The organism is Mycobacterium sp. GA-2829 (assembly GCF_001499965.1).
In the GTDB taxonomy this organism is placed as follows: Bacteria; Actinomycetota; Actinomycetes; order Mycobacteriales; family Mycobacteriaceae; genus Mycobacterium.
Genome location: NZ_LQIT01000027.1, coordinates 32704 through 45721 on the forward strand (window position 1 = coordinate 32704; position 13018 = coordinate 45721).

At 69.6% G+C, this 13018-nt stretch carries 17 protein-coding genes; 9 read left to right on the forward strand and 8 right to left on the reverse strand.

Features of this window, described 5'->3' with window-relative positions; genetic code table 11:
• Window positions 1–2: 2 nt before the first annotated feature.
• The 5 genes from AU194_RS17170 to AU194_RS17190 are packed head-to-tail and all read left to right on the forward strand — an operon-like array spanning window position 3 to window position 3915.
• Window positions 3–344 (forward strand): lycopene cyclase domain-containing protein, encoded by a 342-nt coding sequence (locus tag AU194_RS17170; RefSeq protein WP_059090455.1) that lies wholly within the window; start codon window positions 3–5, stop codon window positions 342–344.
• Window positions 341–685 carry a lycopene cyclase domain-containing protein gene (locus AU194_RS17175; RefSeq protein WP_059090456.1) on the forward strand — a complete coding sequence of 115 codons (345 nt, stop codon included), beginning with the start codon at window positions 341–343 and terminating at the stop codon, window positions 683–685. The genes AU194_RS17170 and AU194_RS17175 overlap by 4 nt, the downstream gene beginning before the upstream one ends.
• The gene (locus tag AU194_RS17180) at window positions 678–1397 is read left to right on the forward strand and encodes a class I SAM-dependent methyltransferase (RefSeq protein ID WP_059090457.1); all 720 of its coding nucleotides are present in this window, start codon (window positions 678–680) and stop codon (window positions 1395–1397) included. Before AU194_RS17175 ends, AU194_RS17180 begins: the two co-directional genes overlap by 8 nt.
• Entirely contained in the window at window positions 1394–2914 is a 1521-nt protein-coding gene (locus tag AU194_RS17185; RefSeq protein ID WP_059090458.1) for an FAD-dependent oxidoreductase, read from the forward strand. The genes AU194_RS17180 and AU194_RS17185 overlap by 4 nt, the downstream gene beginning before the upstream one ends.
• Window positions 2911–3915, forward strand: coding sequence for a DUF5914 domain-containing protein (locus tag AU194_RS17190; RefSeq protein ID WP_059090459.1), 1005 nt, complete (start codon window positions 2911–2913; stop codon window positions 3913–3915). The genes AU194_RS17185 and AU194_RS17190 overlap by 4 nt, the downstream gene beginning before the upstream one ends.
• Before the next feature lie 17 nt (window positions 3916–3932).
• Here the strand turns inward: AU194_RS17190 and AU194_RS17195 are convergent, their stop codons facing one another.
• The 4 genes from AU194_RS17195 to AU194_RS17210 all read right to left on the reverse strand — a co-directional run bounded on the left by AU194_RS17195 (window position 3933) and on the right by AU194_RS17210 (window position 8232).
• Window positions 3933–5366 (reverse strand): wax ester/triacylglycerol synthase family O-acyltransferase, encoded by a 1434-nt coding sequence (locus AU194_RS17195; RefSeq protein WP_059090460.1) that lies wholly within the window; start codon window positions 5364–5366, stop codon window positions 3933–3935.
• Window positions 5363–6235 carry an alpha/beta fold hydrolase gene (locus tag AU194_RS17200; RefSeq protein WP_059090461.1) on the reverse strand — a complete coding sequence of 291 codons (873 nt, stop codon included), beginning with the start codon at window positions 6233–6235 and terminating at the stop codon, window positions 5363–5365. Before AU194_RS17200 ends, AU194_RS17195 begins: the two co-directional genes overlap by 4 nt.
• An 80-nt stretch (window positions 6236–6315) precedes the next feature.
• On the reverse strand, window positions 6316–6696 hold the full coding sequence (locus AU194_RS17205) for a DUF427 domain-containing protein (RefSeq protein WP_059090499.1): 381 nt from the start codon (window positions 6694–6696) through the stop codon (window positions 6316–6318).
• A gap of 165 nt (window positions 6697–6861) precedes the next feature.
• Window positions 6862–8232 carry an FAD-binding oxidoreductase gene (locus AU194_RS17210; RefSeq protein WP_059090462.1) on the reverse strand — a complete coding sequence of 457 codons (1371 nt, stop codon included), beginning with the start codon at window positions 8230–8232 and terminating at the stop codon, window positions 6862–6864.
• A 96-nt stretch (window positions 8233–8328) separates the two neighbouring features.
• Here AU194_RS17210 and AU194_RS17215 point away from each other — a divergent pair, with 96 nt between their 5' ends.
• Complete coding sequence (locus AU194_RS17215) at window positions 8329–8937, forward strand: hypothetical protein (protein ID WP_157576162.1); 609 nt, start codon at window positions 8329–8331, stop codon at window positions 8935–8937.
• 56 nt (window positions 8938–8993) lie between these two features.
• Here the strand turns inward: AU194_RS17215 and AU194_RS17220 are convergent, their stop codons facing one another.
• The gene (locus tag AU194_RS17220) at window positions 8994–9242 is read right to left on the reverse strand and encodes a hypothetical protein (protein ID WP_059090464.1); all 249 of its coding nucleotides are present in this window, start codon (window positions 9240–9242) and stop codon (window positions 8994–8996) included.
• Between the two features lie 204 nt (window positions 9243–9446).
• Here AU194_RS17220 and AU194_RS17225 point away from each other — a divergent pair, with 204 nt between their 5' ends.
• Window positions 9447–9944, forward strand: coding sequence for a DUF4262 domain-containing protein (locus AU194_RS17225; RefSeq protein ID WP_059090500.1), 498 nt, complete (start codon window positions 9447–9449; stop codon window positions 9942–9944).
• A gap of 67 nt (window positions 9945–10011) precedes the next feature.
• Here AU194_RS17225 and AU194_RS17230 read toward each other — a convergent pair whose 3' ends face one another.
• The 3 genes from AU194_RS17230 to AU194_RS17240 are packed head-to-tail and all read right to left on the reverse strand — an operon-like array spanning window position 10012 to window position 11920.
• On the reverse strand, window positions 10012–10395 hold the full coding sequence (locus AU194_RS17230) for a nitroreductase family deazaflavin-dependent oxidoreductase (protein WP_059090465.1): 384 nt from the start codon (window positions 10393–10395) through the stop codon (window positions 10012–10014).
• Window positions 10396–10397: 2 nt separating this feature from the next.
• Window positions 10398–11408 carry an NAD-dependent epimerase/dehydratase family protein gene (locus AU194_RS17235; protein ID WP_059090466.1) on the reverse strand — a complete coding sequence of 337 codons (1011 nt, stop codon included), beginning with the start codon at window positions 11406–11408 and terminating at the stop codon, window positions 10398–10400.
• Window positions 11405–11920 (reverse strand): nuclear transport factor 2 family protein, encoded by a 516-nt coding sequence (locus AU194_RS17240; RefSeq protein ID WP_059090467.1) that lies wholly within the window; start codon window positions 11918–11920, stop codon window positions 11405–11407. The genes AU194_RS17235 and AU194_RS17240 overlap by 4 nt, the downstream gene beginning before the upstream one ends.
• A 109-nt stretch (window positions 11921–12029) precedes the next feature.
• Between AU194_RS17240 and msrB the strand changes: the two genes are divergently transcribed.
• On the forward strand, window positions 12030–12506 hold the full coding sequence (gene msrB / locus AU194_RS17245) for a peptide-methionine (R)-S-oxide reductase MsrB (protein WP_059090468.1): 477 nt from the start codon (window positions 12030–12032) through the stop codon (window positions 12504–12506).
• On the forward strand, window positions 12503–13018 hold the full coding sequence (gene msrA, locus AU194_RS17250; RefSeq protein WP_059090469.1) for a peptide-methionine (S)-S-oxide reductase MsrA: 516 nt from the start codon (window positions 12503–12505) through the stop codon (window positions 13016–13018). Before msrB ends, msrA begins: the two co-directional genes overlap by 4 nt.

Here is a 13018-nt window from a genome sequence, read left to right on the forward strand (position 1 = left end):
GTATGGATCGATTCCACTATCTGCTCGTACTGCTCGCCTGCCTGGTGATCACGTTGCCGCTGGAGGTCCTCGGCAGGGGCGTGTACCGGCAGGCACGACGGGCCGCCGCGGCCATCCTCCCGGTGGCCGCGGTGTTCGTGGTGTGGGATCTGATCGCGATCGCCGCCGGCGTCTGGCGGTACAACCCGCGGTTCGTCACCGGCATCGGCTTCCCGCAGGTGCCGATCGAGGAGCTGCTGTTCTTCCTCGTGATCCCGCTGTGCGGACTGTTCACCTACAACGCCGTCGACACCCTCTTGACGCGGAAGCGACGGCGGCGGGCCCGATCGGCGCAGTCGACGTGACCGGCCTGGGCTACACCCTGCCCGCGATCCTCTCGGTGTTCGCGGTGGTGGCCTGGGAGTTGTGGTGGTTGCGCACCGGCCTGTTCCGGCGCACGTCGTACTGGATCTCGATGCTCATCGTGACCGGGTTCCAGATCCCCGTCGACGGCTGGCTGACCAAGCTGAGCGATCCGATCGTCATCTACAACGAGGAGCACACCAGTGGTATCCGATTTCCGTGGGACATCCCGGTCGAGGACTTCCTGTTCGGGTTCGCGCTCGTGACGGGCGTCCTGCTGCTGTGGGAGCGCCAGCGGACCCAGGGCGCCAAGGTGTCCCCGGAGGGGGTGCGCGATGAGTGACTCGCTGCCCCGAGCCCGCGTGCCCGCCGCCTTCGACGTCGGCGCCTCGGCCTACGACAAACTCGTCGGCGCCAATCCCGGCTACCACGAACACCTCCGGCTCTCCGCGCAGCGGATGGGGCTGCCCGACGGGGGACGCGGGCTGCGCCTGCTCGACGCCGGCTGCGGCACCGGAGCCTCGACCGCCGCGCTGCTGTCCGCCGCCCCGCACGCCGAGATCGTCGCCGTCGACGCCTCGGCCGGGATGCTGGCCGAGGCCAGGGCGAAAGCGTGGCCGGGGTCGGTGCGGTTCGTGCACAGCCGGATCGAGGATCTCGAGTCCGCCGGGGTGACCGGGCCGTTCGACGGGATCTTCGCCGCCTACCTGCTGCGCAACCTCGACGATCCGGACGCCCAACTGCAGGCGTTCCGCGCGCTGCTACGGCCGGGTGCACCGCTGGCCGTGCACGAGTACTCCGTGCGCGACTCCGCGGTGGCGACCGCGGTGTGGAATGCGGTGTGCTGGGCGATCATCATCCCGGCCGGGCGGCTGCGCACCGGCGACGCATCGCTCTACACCTATCTGCGGCGCAGCGTGCTCGACTTCGACGGCGCATCGGCGTTCCGGAACCGCCTGCAGCGCAACGGTTTCACCGATGTCGGCAGCGACACCGTCCCGGGCTGGCAGCGCAACGTCGTGCACACGTTCACCGCGAAGGCGCCACGACAGTGAGGGATCCGCGGCGCGTCGTGCATCCGGCGCCCGTGGTCCGGGCCGGCACCGCGGCACCGGCACGCACGCCGCGCGCGGTGGTGGTCGGCGGCGGTATCGCCGGTCTGACCGCCGCGACCGGACTGGCCGAACGCGGCGTGGAGGTCGACGTCGTCGAACGCGAACCGTACCTGGGTGGCCGGGTCGGCGGATGGACCGACGACGTCGACGGACTCGGCCCGGCGGCGATGAACCGCGGATTCCACGCGTTCTTCCGCCAGTACTACAACCTGCGCACCCTGCTGCGGCGCGTCGACCCGCAGCTGTCCATGCTGGTCCCGGTCGAGGACTACCCGCTGATCGACGGGCAGGGTCGTCGCGACACGTTCCGCGGGTTGCCGCTGACCCCGCCCTTCAACGCCGTCGCATTCGCGTTGCGCAGCCCCACCTTCCGGTTCCGGGATCTGGCGCGGATCAACGCGCGGGCGGCCGCACCGTTGGCGACGGTGTCGGTGCCCGACATCTACGACCGGCTCGACCACGTCGACGCCGAGACGTTCCTGCGGGACATCAACTTCCCCGAGGCCGCACGGCATCTGGCGTTCGAGGTGTTCTCCCGCAGCTTCTTCGCCCAGCCGCCGCATCTGTCGGCCGCGGAGCTGGCGACGATGTTCCACATCTACTTCCTCGGCTCGAGCGAGGGTCTGGTGTTCGACGTCGCGGGCGACAACTTCGACGTCGTGCTGTGGGAACCGTTGCGGCGTTACCTCGAAGGCCTCGGCGTGCGGTTCCACACCGGGGCGTCGGTGACGTCGGTGCAGCCGGGGTTCACCGTGCACCGCGATGCGGGGCCGCCGCTACCGGCCGACGGTGTGGTGCTCGCCGCGGACCCGGCCGGTCTGCGCGGAATCGTCGGTGCGTCAGCGGGTTTGGGTGACGACGAGTGGCGGGCGGCGGTCGACGGGCTGGGCGTCGCCCCGCCGTTCCTGGTGCAGCGCCTGTGGCTGAACCGTCCGGTGGCCGCCGACCGGCCCGCGTTCCTGGGCACCGGCGGGCTCACCCCGTTGGACAACGTCAGCGTGCTCGAACGCTACGAACGGCAGGCCGCGGACTGGGCGCGCCGCACGTGCGGTTCGGTGGTCGAACTGCATTCCTACGCGGTGACCGACGCCGGCGACGATCTGCCCCGGCGACTGCTGGCTCGGCTGCACGAGATCTACCCGGAGACGGCGGACGCCGGGGTGGTCGGGGAACGGCTGCTGCTGCGCGGCGACTGTCCGCGGTTCGCGCCCGGCGATTTCGCCCGCAGGCCCACCGTGGCCACCCCTGTCGACGGGCTGGCGCTGGCCGGCGACGGGATCCGCATCGACCTGCCGGTGGCGCTCATGGAGCGCGCCGCGACCACGGGATGGGCGGCCGCCAACCGCCTGCTCGCGCACTTCGGTGTCGCGGGGCATCCCCTCACCACCGTCCCGACCAGCGGCCGATCCGCGACGCTGCGGCGGCTCGCCTCGCGAGGAAGGCAACTGCAGACATGAGCAAGCTCGCCGACATCAAGGCCAAGTGGGCGAAGACGTCGCCGTTCCAGGTGCTGCCCCACATTGACTGGGCGCAGCAGAAACCCACCTACCAGGATGCGCAGCCCGCACTGATCGACGATGCGCTGGCCCGTGCGAAGGTCAGGCCCAGCGGTAACTGGTATCCGTTCGCCGCGAGCGACACCATCCGCCGCAAACCGCTGGGCACCTCGGTCGCCGGGGTCGAGATCGTGGCATGGCGGGGCACCGGCGGTGAGCTGCACGTCGGTCCGGCGAGCTGTCCGCATCTGGGTGCCGACCTGTCGACCGGCACCGTGGACTGCGGGACGTTGATCTGCCCGTGGCACGGGCTGCGGCTGTCCGGGGAGCGGCGGGAGTTCGGCTGGAAACCGTTGCCCGCCTTCGACGACGGGGTGTTGTCGTGGGTGCGGCTGGACCGGGTCGGCGGCGAGGAGCCGACCGACCGTCCGATCATCCCGGCGCGGCCCCCGGAACCCACGCTGTCGGCGGTCACCCGGCTGGTCGGGGTGTGCGAACCCGACGACGTCATCGCCAACCGGCTCGACCCGTGGCACGGCGCCTGGTTCCACCCGTACTCGTTCAGCCGTCTCGAGGTGATCAGCGCACCGCCGTCCGGGGCGATCCCCGAGGCCGAGGACCGGTTCCTGGTGGCGGTGACATTCCACATCGGACGCCTGGGTGTGCCGGTGATCGCGGAGTTCATCGCGCCCGAACCCCGCACGATCGTCATGCGGATCATCGACGGCGAGGGGGCGGGCAGCGTGGTCGAGACCCATGCCACCCCGGTCGGGCCGGGACCCGACGGCCGGCCACGCACCGCGGTGATCGAGGCCGTCGTCGCGCATTCGGATCGGCCGCGGTTCGGCTACGGCCGCAAGGTCGCGCCGCTGATCACCCCGCTGATGCGGCATGCGGCCACGCGGCTGTGGCGCGACGATCTGGCGTACGCGGAGCGCCGCTACGCGGTCCGCACCCGCTGATCTCTCTCTCCCCCCGCTCAGCTCCCCGAATGTGCTTGCGGCAACGCCATGTCGACCGTCCCGGTCTCGCTGAACCCGGCCGCACGGCGTATCCGTACGAAGGCGCGGACCATGGCGTCGGTCGCCTCGTGGGTGTCCGCGAGCGTTTCCCCGTCGGTGAGCACCGAGAAGTTCAGTTGGTCGACGTAGCTCCACACCGTGACGTTCATGGCGCTGCCCGCCGCCAGCGGACCCACCGAGTAGATCTCGGTCACCACCGCTCCGGCGATGCGGCCGCGGCGGCGAGGCCCGGGCACGTTCGAGACGATCACGTTGAACAGGAGATTGGGCGCCCTGCGCCTGGCGGTCCATGCGAAGACGGTCCGCAGCGCGAACGGGGGCACGTACTCCAGCCAGCGCCCGACCGTTCCGGGCCCGAGCAGCTCGTGGTCCTCCTTGGCGGCGCGTGTCCCGAGCGCGGTCACGCGAACCTGCTCGAGAGGGTCGGCGATGTGCACCGGCAGGGACACCAGCATGGTGCTCAGCGCATTGCCGGCGATCCGGTGCCTCGAGACGTCCGTCGCGGCCGGCACCGAGGCGATGACCGGTGCGTCGGCGTGACCGTCGTGCCTCAGCAGCAGTTCTCGCAGCCCGCCGGCCGCGGTCGCCAACACCAGGTCGTTGATGGTCACCCCGAGACGCTTACTGGTCTCCTTGGCTGCGGCCAGCGGCAGAGTGGCACTCGCGAAGCCGCGTGCCGGTGACAGCTTGTGGTTCAGGAAGGTCGGTGGCGGATTGAACTGAGAGGCCAGGTCGGGGTGGTGGCGGCGCTGCCGCGACCGGCGTCCCACCCGGTAGATCCCGAGCGCACCGTCCCTGACGACGGCGGGCAGCTCGGTCAGCTTCTGCGCGTGGTCGCGGACCGCTCCGCGGAGCAGCGTCACCGCCGACGGGCGGGCACCCGTGCGGTCCGGTTCACCGTCACCGGGCACGGTGTCCGGCCACTCCATCGCACGCGCCATCAGGTTCGCCGACGCCACACCGTCGGCAAGCGCATGGTGGACCTTCCCGATGACCGCTATCCGGCCGTGCGCAAGCCCCTCGGCGTAGTACAGCTCCCACAGGGGTCGGCTGCGATCCAGTGCGGTGCTTGCGATCTGACCGATCAGCTCGTCGAGTTCCCGTCGTCCACCCGGAGCGGCCACCCGGGTCCGCCGGACGTGATAGGCGAAGTCGACGGCGACGTCCTCCCGCCACATCGGGCGGTGCAGACGCAGCGGAACGTCGACCAACTCGTAGCGCAGCGGATCCAGCAGATGCATCCGGTTGCGCAGGGTTTCGCAGAAGACCTCGAAGCTCACCTCGCCCTCGAACTCCGACGTGTCGACGACGGCGATCTTCAGCGTGTGCTGGTGCACGTTCGGCGTTTCGCTGTTCAGCAGCAGGACGTCCCAGCCGCTGAGCCGTTTCATGATGCGGCAGCGGCGATCACGCGGTCGTGCACCGAGCTGATCGCCTCGGCCAGGGCGGGCACGAACTTGGCGGACTGCAGCGTGCAGCTGGCGTGGCCGGCATCGACCGGCACGGCGACGGCTTCGGGTATCCGATCGGCCAGCCAGCGCTGGCGTCCTGTGCCGAATGCGCGGTCGCGCATCGTGATCACCACCGCGGTCGGCACGTCGATCTCTGGTATCCACGGCCGTGAGTCGAACCGGGTGATCTCGGCTATGGCGCGGGTGATCGCACCGGGGCTGGTGCTGCGGAACTGGTCGAGCAACCACTGCGGCACCCCGAAGACACCGTCGGCCGCCGCGCACACCGGCGTACCCGACGGCCCCCGCAGTGGCGGGCTGAACGCGTCGATCAACGCCGCGAAGATGCCGGTGGCCAGCCGCTCGTACGCGGCACGGGAGACAGCCGCGGCCGCCGCGCACAACACCAGTCCGTCGACCCGGCCGGGGTGGCGTCGCCAGATCAATTGCGCGACAAGCGAACCCATCGAATACCCGACCGGCACGAACGTTCGGATTCCGAGCGCGTCGGCTAGTGCGGCGGCGTCGTCGGCGCAGTCCTCGAGGAGAAATCGGGAGGATGGGATGCCGCTCCCATGACACCGCTGGTCGAACACCACCACCCGACCGAACTGCTTGACCACGTCGAGCGCCGGATACCACGTCATCAGCCCCGTACAGGCCACCGAGTGCAGCAGGAGATAGGTGGGGCCGTCCTGCGGACCGGAGTCGTGCACATACGTGCTGCCCCTGCCAGGTAGGTCGACGGTTCGCCCCGGGGGCAGCTCACCGACAGCGGCCAGCGCCGGAATACCCGGGAGTCTCGGCATGGTCAGCCCCGATCGGCGCCGGTGGTCGTCGTGCCGCCATTACAGCACGCGAATCAAGACCAAACCAGGTTCGACCGCAGTTACGGACGCTCACCGACGGTGACGGTCGCCTTGTCCGGGTAGAACGCCACGTGCCCGGCGATCGGGGCGACCGCCGGATAGGGCTGCGGGTACGTCCAGATCACGTCCTCGACGGTCTCCCCGGCGGCGGTGACGTGGTAGTACGACGCGTCGCCCTTGTACGGGCAGTACGTTGTGGTGTCGCTGCACACCAGCGCCGACTCGACGACGTCGGCCAACGGAATGTACTGCACTGCCGGATAATTCGACTCCTGCAGGGTCAGCGCACTGTCGGTCTCGGCGATCACGGTGCCGTTCACCTCGACGTGGACGTGCCTGCCGGTGGGCGTGACGGTGATCGGATGTTCGGTGGTCGGTTCGAGAACTGGTCGCCCGGACATGACGGACCTCCTCAGGTCGAGTTGTCGCAGCCACTTCAACATCGCGTTCACCGCCGTTCATCCGCACTCCCCCGTCCGCGAGCGTGCGTGTCTGCACACGACACGCCGAGAAAAGTGCAGCACTCTGCGCACGCTCGCGCAATGCCGAGCGTGCAATGCCGAGCGTCAGGGCCGCCCGGTGATCCGGTCGGCGATCCTGGCGATCGGCGACGTGGTGGCCCGCCCACGCTCCTCGAGCCGGTCGGCCAGCCGGTAGGCGAGGTAGAGCCCGCGCACGCCGAGCCAGCGCAGCGGTTCGGGTTCCCACCCCCGCGACCGGTGTCCGACCCACGGCAGTTCGGTGAGCGGCGTCGACCGGTCGAGCACCAGATCGGCGAGCGTGCGCCCGGCCAGGTTGGTCGCCGTGACGCCGTGGCCGACATACCCGCCGGCCCAGCCCAACCCGCTCGCCCGGTCCAGGGTGACGGTGGACTCCCAGTCCCGCGGCACCGCAAGCACACCGCACCAGCCGTGGTCGATCGGCACGTCGCGGATCTGCGGGAGCAGCGAATGCAGAACGGCGGTGAGCGCGGTGATCGTCCGCTCCGGGACCCGGCCGTCGTCGTCGGTCCGGGACGCGTACCGGTACGGCACGCTGCGCCCGCCGATCGCGATGCGGTTGTCCACGGTGCGCTGGGCGTAGAAGAACCCGTGGGCGGTGTCGCCCGCGGTCTCATAGCCGGCCCAGCCGATGGTGGCCCACCGGTCGTCGGGGATCGGCGCGGTGACGACCATCGAACTGTTCATCGGCAGCCACCGGCGGCGCAGCCCAGGCAACCCGGCGGTGAACCCCTCGGTGGCGCGCAGCACGATCGGCGCCCGCACGGTGCCGTGCGGGGTGCGGGCCAGGCCGGGGCTGATCGCGGTCACCGGGGACTGTTCGTAGATCGGCACACCGAGCCGCTCGACGGCCTCGGCGAGCCCCCGGACCAGCCGGGCGGGTTGGATGCGTGCGCAGTTCGGGTTGTGATACGCCGACACCACCCCGTCGAACCGGATACGTTCTGCCGCTTCGGCTTTCGTCAACGCAGTGACGCCGTCGACCTGCCAGTACCGCTCCTCGTCGAGTTCGGCCGCGAGCCGGGCGGCCTGTGCGGCGTTGCGCGCGATCTCGAGGTTGCCGCCCTTGACGATGCCGGCGTCGATCCCTTCGGCGGCGGCGACGGCGGCCACCTCGTCGACGGCGTCGTTGAGCGCGCGCTGCCAGGCCAGCACACCGTCGCGGCCGTACTGTTCGGCCATCGCACGCCGGTCACCGGGCACCAGCCCCGACAGCCACCCGCCGTTGCGCCCGGATGCGCCGAAACCCGCGAAGCGGGCCTCGAGGATGACGATCCGCAGCGACGGGTCGGCGCGTTTGAGGTAGTAGGCGGTCCACAGCCCGGTGTAGCCGGCGCCGACGATGCAGACGTCGGCGTTCCTGTCGCCGGGCAACGCGGCCCTGCAGGGCGGTAGCGCGTCGAACCAGTGAGACACCTGACCGTTGAGCGTGGGCACCGGATGATTCTGGCATTCAGGCTTGCGGGCCCGAGTGTGTCTGAAATCGCCCGGCGCGAAGTTGGCTTATCGGTCTCGTCGCGAGACCATGGAAACATGCCCGTAACAATTGCTCAGCAAAGGGCGTTCGCCCGGCTACGGTGCACCCTGCGTCGACTGGCGGGCGGTCCGCTGGTGCGGTTCGTCGACCGCGTGGAGGCGTGCGCCGCGGTGACCGCCGCCGCGCTGCTCGTCGTGGCGGCCCTCTTCGCGGTGCAGGTGTCGGACGCCGTGCGTGCCGATCAGGCGGAAGCCGCCGACGTCGAGGCCGCCCAGCGCCATCCGGTCGATGCGATCGCCCTCGAGCGGGCCAAGGCGACCCCACAGCGGACCGTCACGAAGTTCACGGTGCGCGTGCAGTGGTTCGCGAACGGCACCACTCGCGAGAAGGTCGTCGACGCGCAGGGTCCGGTCAAGGCCGGTGACCGCGTAGGCATCTGGGTCGACGCGCGGGGCGATGCGGTGTCCCCGCCCCGAGGCGACGCCGACATCCGGTCCGCCGGCGTGGGTGCGGGTTTCGGCGTGTGGGGGCTGTGCGCGCTGGTGGTCGCCGGCGCCCTTGCCGCGCTCCGCCGGTCGCTGAACCGGGTGCGCGCCCGCGGCTGGGACCGCGATCTGGTCCTGCTCGTCGGCAACGGCGGTGGCTCGACGGCGAACAATCCGTAACGGCCGACAACACGAAGGGGTGCCCCGGGATCGGGGCGCCCCTTCGTGTTGAGTGTTCAGCGGACGGTGACGTAGACGACGCGGTCGTCGTTGTCGTAGCGCACCGACACGATCTTGGACTGGTCGAGCGGCTTGACCATGCCCTGATGGTTCACCCGTACCGAGTAGCCACGGTCATCCAGCTGCGCGATCGCGTTCTGGGCGTTGCCCGGGCCGGCCGGGGCGGCCTGCGCAGGGGCGGCCAGGCCCAGGAACCCGGTGGCGACGGCGCCGGCGACGATGGTGGCGAATCCGAACTTGTTCATTTCCGTTCCTCTTTCTCGTCTTCGGTCGGGAGGGCTTCTCGGCCGTTCTGATGGCTTGAACCAGCAGGTCAGGGCGGTGATTCCGGATGGCAGTGATTGACCGATCGGTGGCAGGATGTTGTCGTCATTGCCGGTACTGCCACGAAAGGCGGCCTTGTCGGACCCCGCGCGCATGCTGTGGGCAACCACGAGGAAGGGGCGAAGATGTGCTGGCTCTGCGATCACCCGGAGGCGTCTCGGAAGGAATACCTCGACTACATCTACGACATATCCGTGCGCAACGGCTGGGCCATCCAATACGTCGAGGCCGAGCCCACACCGTGGGCCTACACCATCGGGCTCCACGAGTGCGGGCTGCCGGAACTGCTCATCACCGCCGTGGACACCGACCGCGCCCGGCTGGTTCTGAATACGGTGGCGCGCTACTGCATCGAGTACGACGGCACGGTGTTACCGGGTGACACCATGGGGCTGCCGGATCAGCTGCTCGAATTCGTCGAGGTCGCCGAACCCCACGCGCACATGGGCGTGGCGGTCGAGATCTACGGGCCGGACGTGACGGCGCTGCAGCTGGTGTGGGCCGACGAGGCGTACGAGTTTCCGTGGTCGCCGCTGTTCAACCCCGGCGGTGTGCGGCAGCCGGTGCTGGGGGTGCGGGAGACGCGGTGTCCGCTGCACCGGTCGCCCCGCGGCCGTCGTTGACTCTGCGCTCCGGGCGGCGTCTTCTCGACCTTCCGCGCCCTCACCGAAGACTCAACGGGAGCGACGACTACGGGGCGATCCGCAGATACAGGAACTCCGAGACGTTCGCGACACGCAGGATGGAGCGGACCGGGAATCTCGGCATCTCGGCGCGATCCTCATCGACGTAGAGCTGCGGGTCGGTCAACGTGTAATGCCTGCGCCGCGTGATGAGTTCGCAGCCGCCCGCCGCGACGACGTTACGCACCCAGTCCGCACCCGACCCGTAGGTGAGCGCGAACACGAACCCGTCCCGGCGGCGGAAGAGGTTGACCGGCGTGCGGAACTCCCGACCGGACTTCCGGCCGTGGTGCACGACCATGCCGAACCCCGGCAGCCACGGCGCGATGAACTTGACCACGCGGTTGAGGCCGACGCGGTTGGCCCGGGCAAGCCATCGGGGCGCTGGCATGTCTACACCTGACTCTTGTTGTCTCGCTTGTTTTTCCGCAGCTCCACCCAGAACCGGGCGGCCTCGCGGATCGACTCCTCGACCGGCCGCGGCTGCCAGCCCAGTTCCCGCTCGGCCTTGCTGTGGTCCAGCGGCGCCTCGGCGCGCATCAGCCGCAGCGACGCCAGCGACATCCGTTCGTCGGTGCGGCGCACCCGCGACTTCACGCTGCCCAGCGCGGCCAGCGTGTACGCCGCGGGCAGCGGTAACGACCGGGCGGGCGGCGCCACCCCGACGGCGTCGGCGGCGATCCGCGCGACCTCGGCATTGCTGATCATCTTCTCCGAGATCAGGTACCGCTCCCCCGGCCGGCCCTTCTCGGCGGCCAGGAGCAGGGCCCGCGCGGCGTCCTCGACACCGACGGCCTCGAGTTCGATACCGCTCATCACGAACGGCAGCTTGCCGAGCGCCGCGCCGGCGATGATCGCGCCGTGCGGGGTGCGGCCCCAGTCACCGGGGCCGTAGGTGGTGGACACACACATCGCGACCGCGGGCAGCCCGTAGGCCTGCGCGTAGCGCAGTACCAGCCGCTCACCCTGGACCCGCGAACGCACGTACGGCGTCACCCGCCTCTCGTCGACGACGTCGGACTCCGTCGCACGCCTGCCCCGGCGGCGTCCGACGGTGACGTAGCTGCTGGTGAACACGAAGCGGCGCAACGGCATCTCGACCGCGACGTCGAGCACGTTGCGGGTGCCCTCGACGTTGGTGCGGAACAGCGGCGCGGGGTCGCGCAACCAGCCGCGCGTGTCGACCACGCAGTAGTAGACGTCGTCGCAGCCGGTCATCGCCTCGCGCAGGGTGTCGTCGTCCCAGATGTCGCCGGTGAAGCGCTGCACCGCCAGGTCGTCGATGCCGATCGTCTTCGCCGTCGGACGCACCATCACGTGCACGTCGTGCCCACCGGCGACGAGTTGGCGGGTGACGTGCGACCCGAGGAACCCGTTGGCGCCGATGACCAGGGCGGTGCTCACCGCCCGCCCCCGTACTGCTGCAGCCACGCGGCGGCCTCGTCGGTCAGCGTGCCGAGCTCACGGGCCTTTCGGCACCACTTCGCCGTCGCCGAGACGAACCGCAGCGGGTTGTAGACGTCCTCCTGCCGGGACCACAGCCCCTCACCGGCGTAGGTGATGATCGAGAGGTTCGTGGCGCTGATGATCGAGCCGTCGCCGGGATCGCGCATCGGGTTGTCGAGTTCGCAGATGATCCGACCGGTCGCCTCGTCGGGGACCGCCCACAGCGCCGGGAACGCGGTCATGTAGCTGCCGGGAAACGTCGTCATGGTCTTCCAGATCCACGCCCGAACCTCCTCGCGGCCGCGCATGGTGCCCGCGGCGTGCTCGATGTAGAGGACGTCGGGGGTGTACTGCTCCACCCAGGGATCCCAGTCCCGGGTCTGCGCCGCGTGGGCGACCGTCTCCTCGAACGTCGCGAATGCCGACAGCAGCTCGGCGTTGGTGAACCTGGCGGGGGCCGTCTCCGTCACACCAGAACTGAAACATGTTCTAACTGTTTTTGTCGAGGTTTCGTACACGCCGAACAGGGATTATCGCGGCGCGACCTACGGTTGTAGAGAGCGCACACAAGGAGGTCATGTGGCACTTGATCGTCACAAGAACACGAGCTACATCAAGAATCCCGCCGCGGTGAACGCGCTGTCCCCCGAGCAGTACCACGTCACGCAGGAGAACGGCACCGAGCGGCCGTTCACCGGTGAGTACTGGGACAACCACGAGCCGGGCATCTACGTCGACGTGGTCTCGGGCGAACCGCTGTTCGCCTCCGTCGACAAGTTCGAGAGCGGTAGCGGCTGGCCGAGCTTCACCCGGCCGATCGACTCCGCCAACGTGAAAGAGAAGCGGGACCTCAGCCATCTGATGATCCGCACCGAGGTGCGTTCGGCGCACGGCGACAGCCATCTCGGCCACGTCTTCAACGACGGACCCCGTTCCGAGGGCGGGCTGCGGTACTGCATCAACTCCGCCGCGCTGCGGTTCGTCCACCTCGACGATCTCGAGGCGCAAGGATATGGGGAGTACACGAGGCTGTTCAGCAAGGAGGAAGCGCGATGACCGAATACAAGAAGGCCATCCTGGCGGGCGGCTGCTTCTGGGGGATGCAGGATCTGATCCGTAAGCAGCCCGGCGTGGTGTCGACCCGCGTCGGCTACACCGGCGGCCAGAACGACCACCCCACCTACCGCAACCATCCCGGGCACGCGGAGTCGATCGAGATCACCTACGACCCGGCGCAGACCGACTACCGGGCGATCCTGGAGTTCTTCTTCCAGATCCACGATCCGACGACGAAGAACCGGCAGGGCAACGACATCGGCACGAGTTACCGCTCGGCGATCTTCTACGTCGACGACGAGCAGAAGCGCGTCGCGCTCGACACGATCGCCGACGTGGACGCCTCCGGGCTGTGGCCCGGCAAGGTGGTCACCGAGGTGACGCCGGCCCCCGAGTTCTGGGAGGCCGAACCCGAGCACCAGGACTACCTGGAGCGGATGCCGTGGGGCTACACCTGCCACTTCCCGCGGCCGGATTGGAAGCTGCCCAAGCGGGCCGACGCGAAGGCCTGA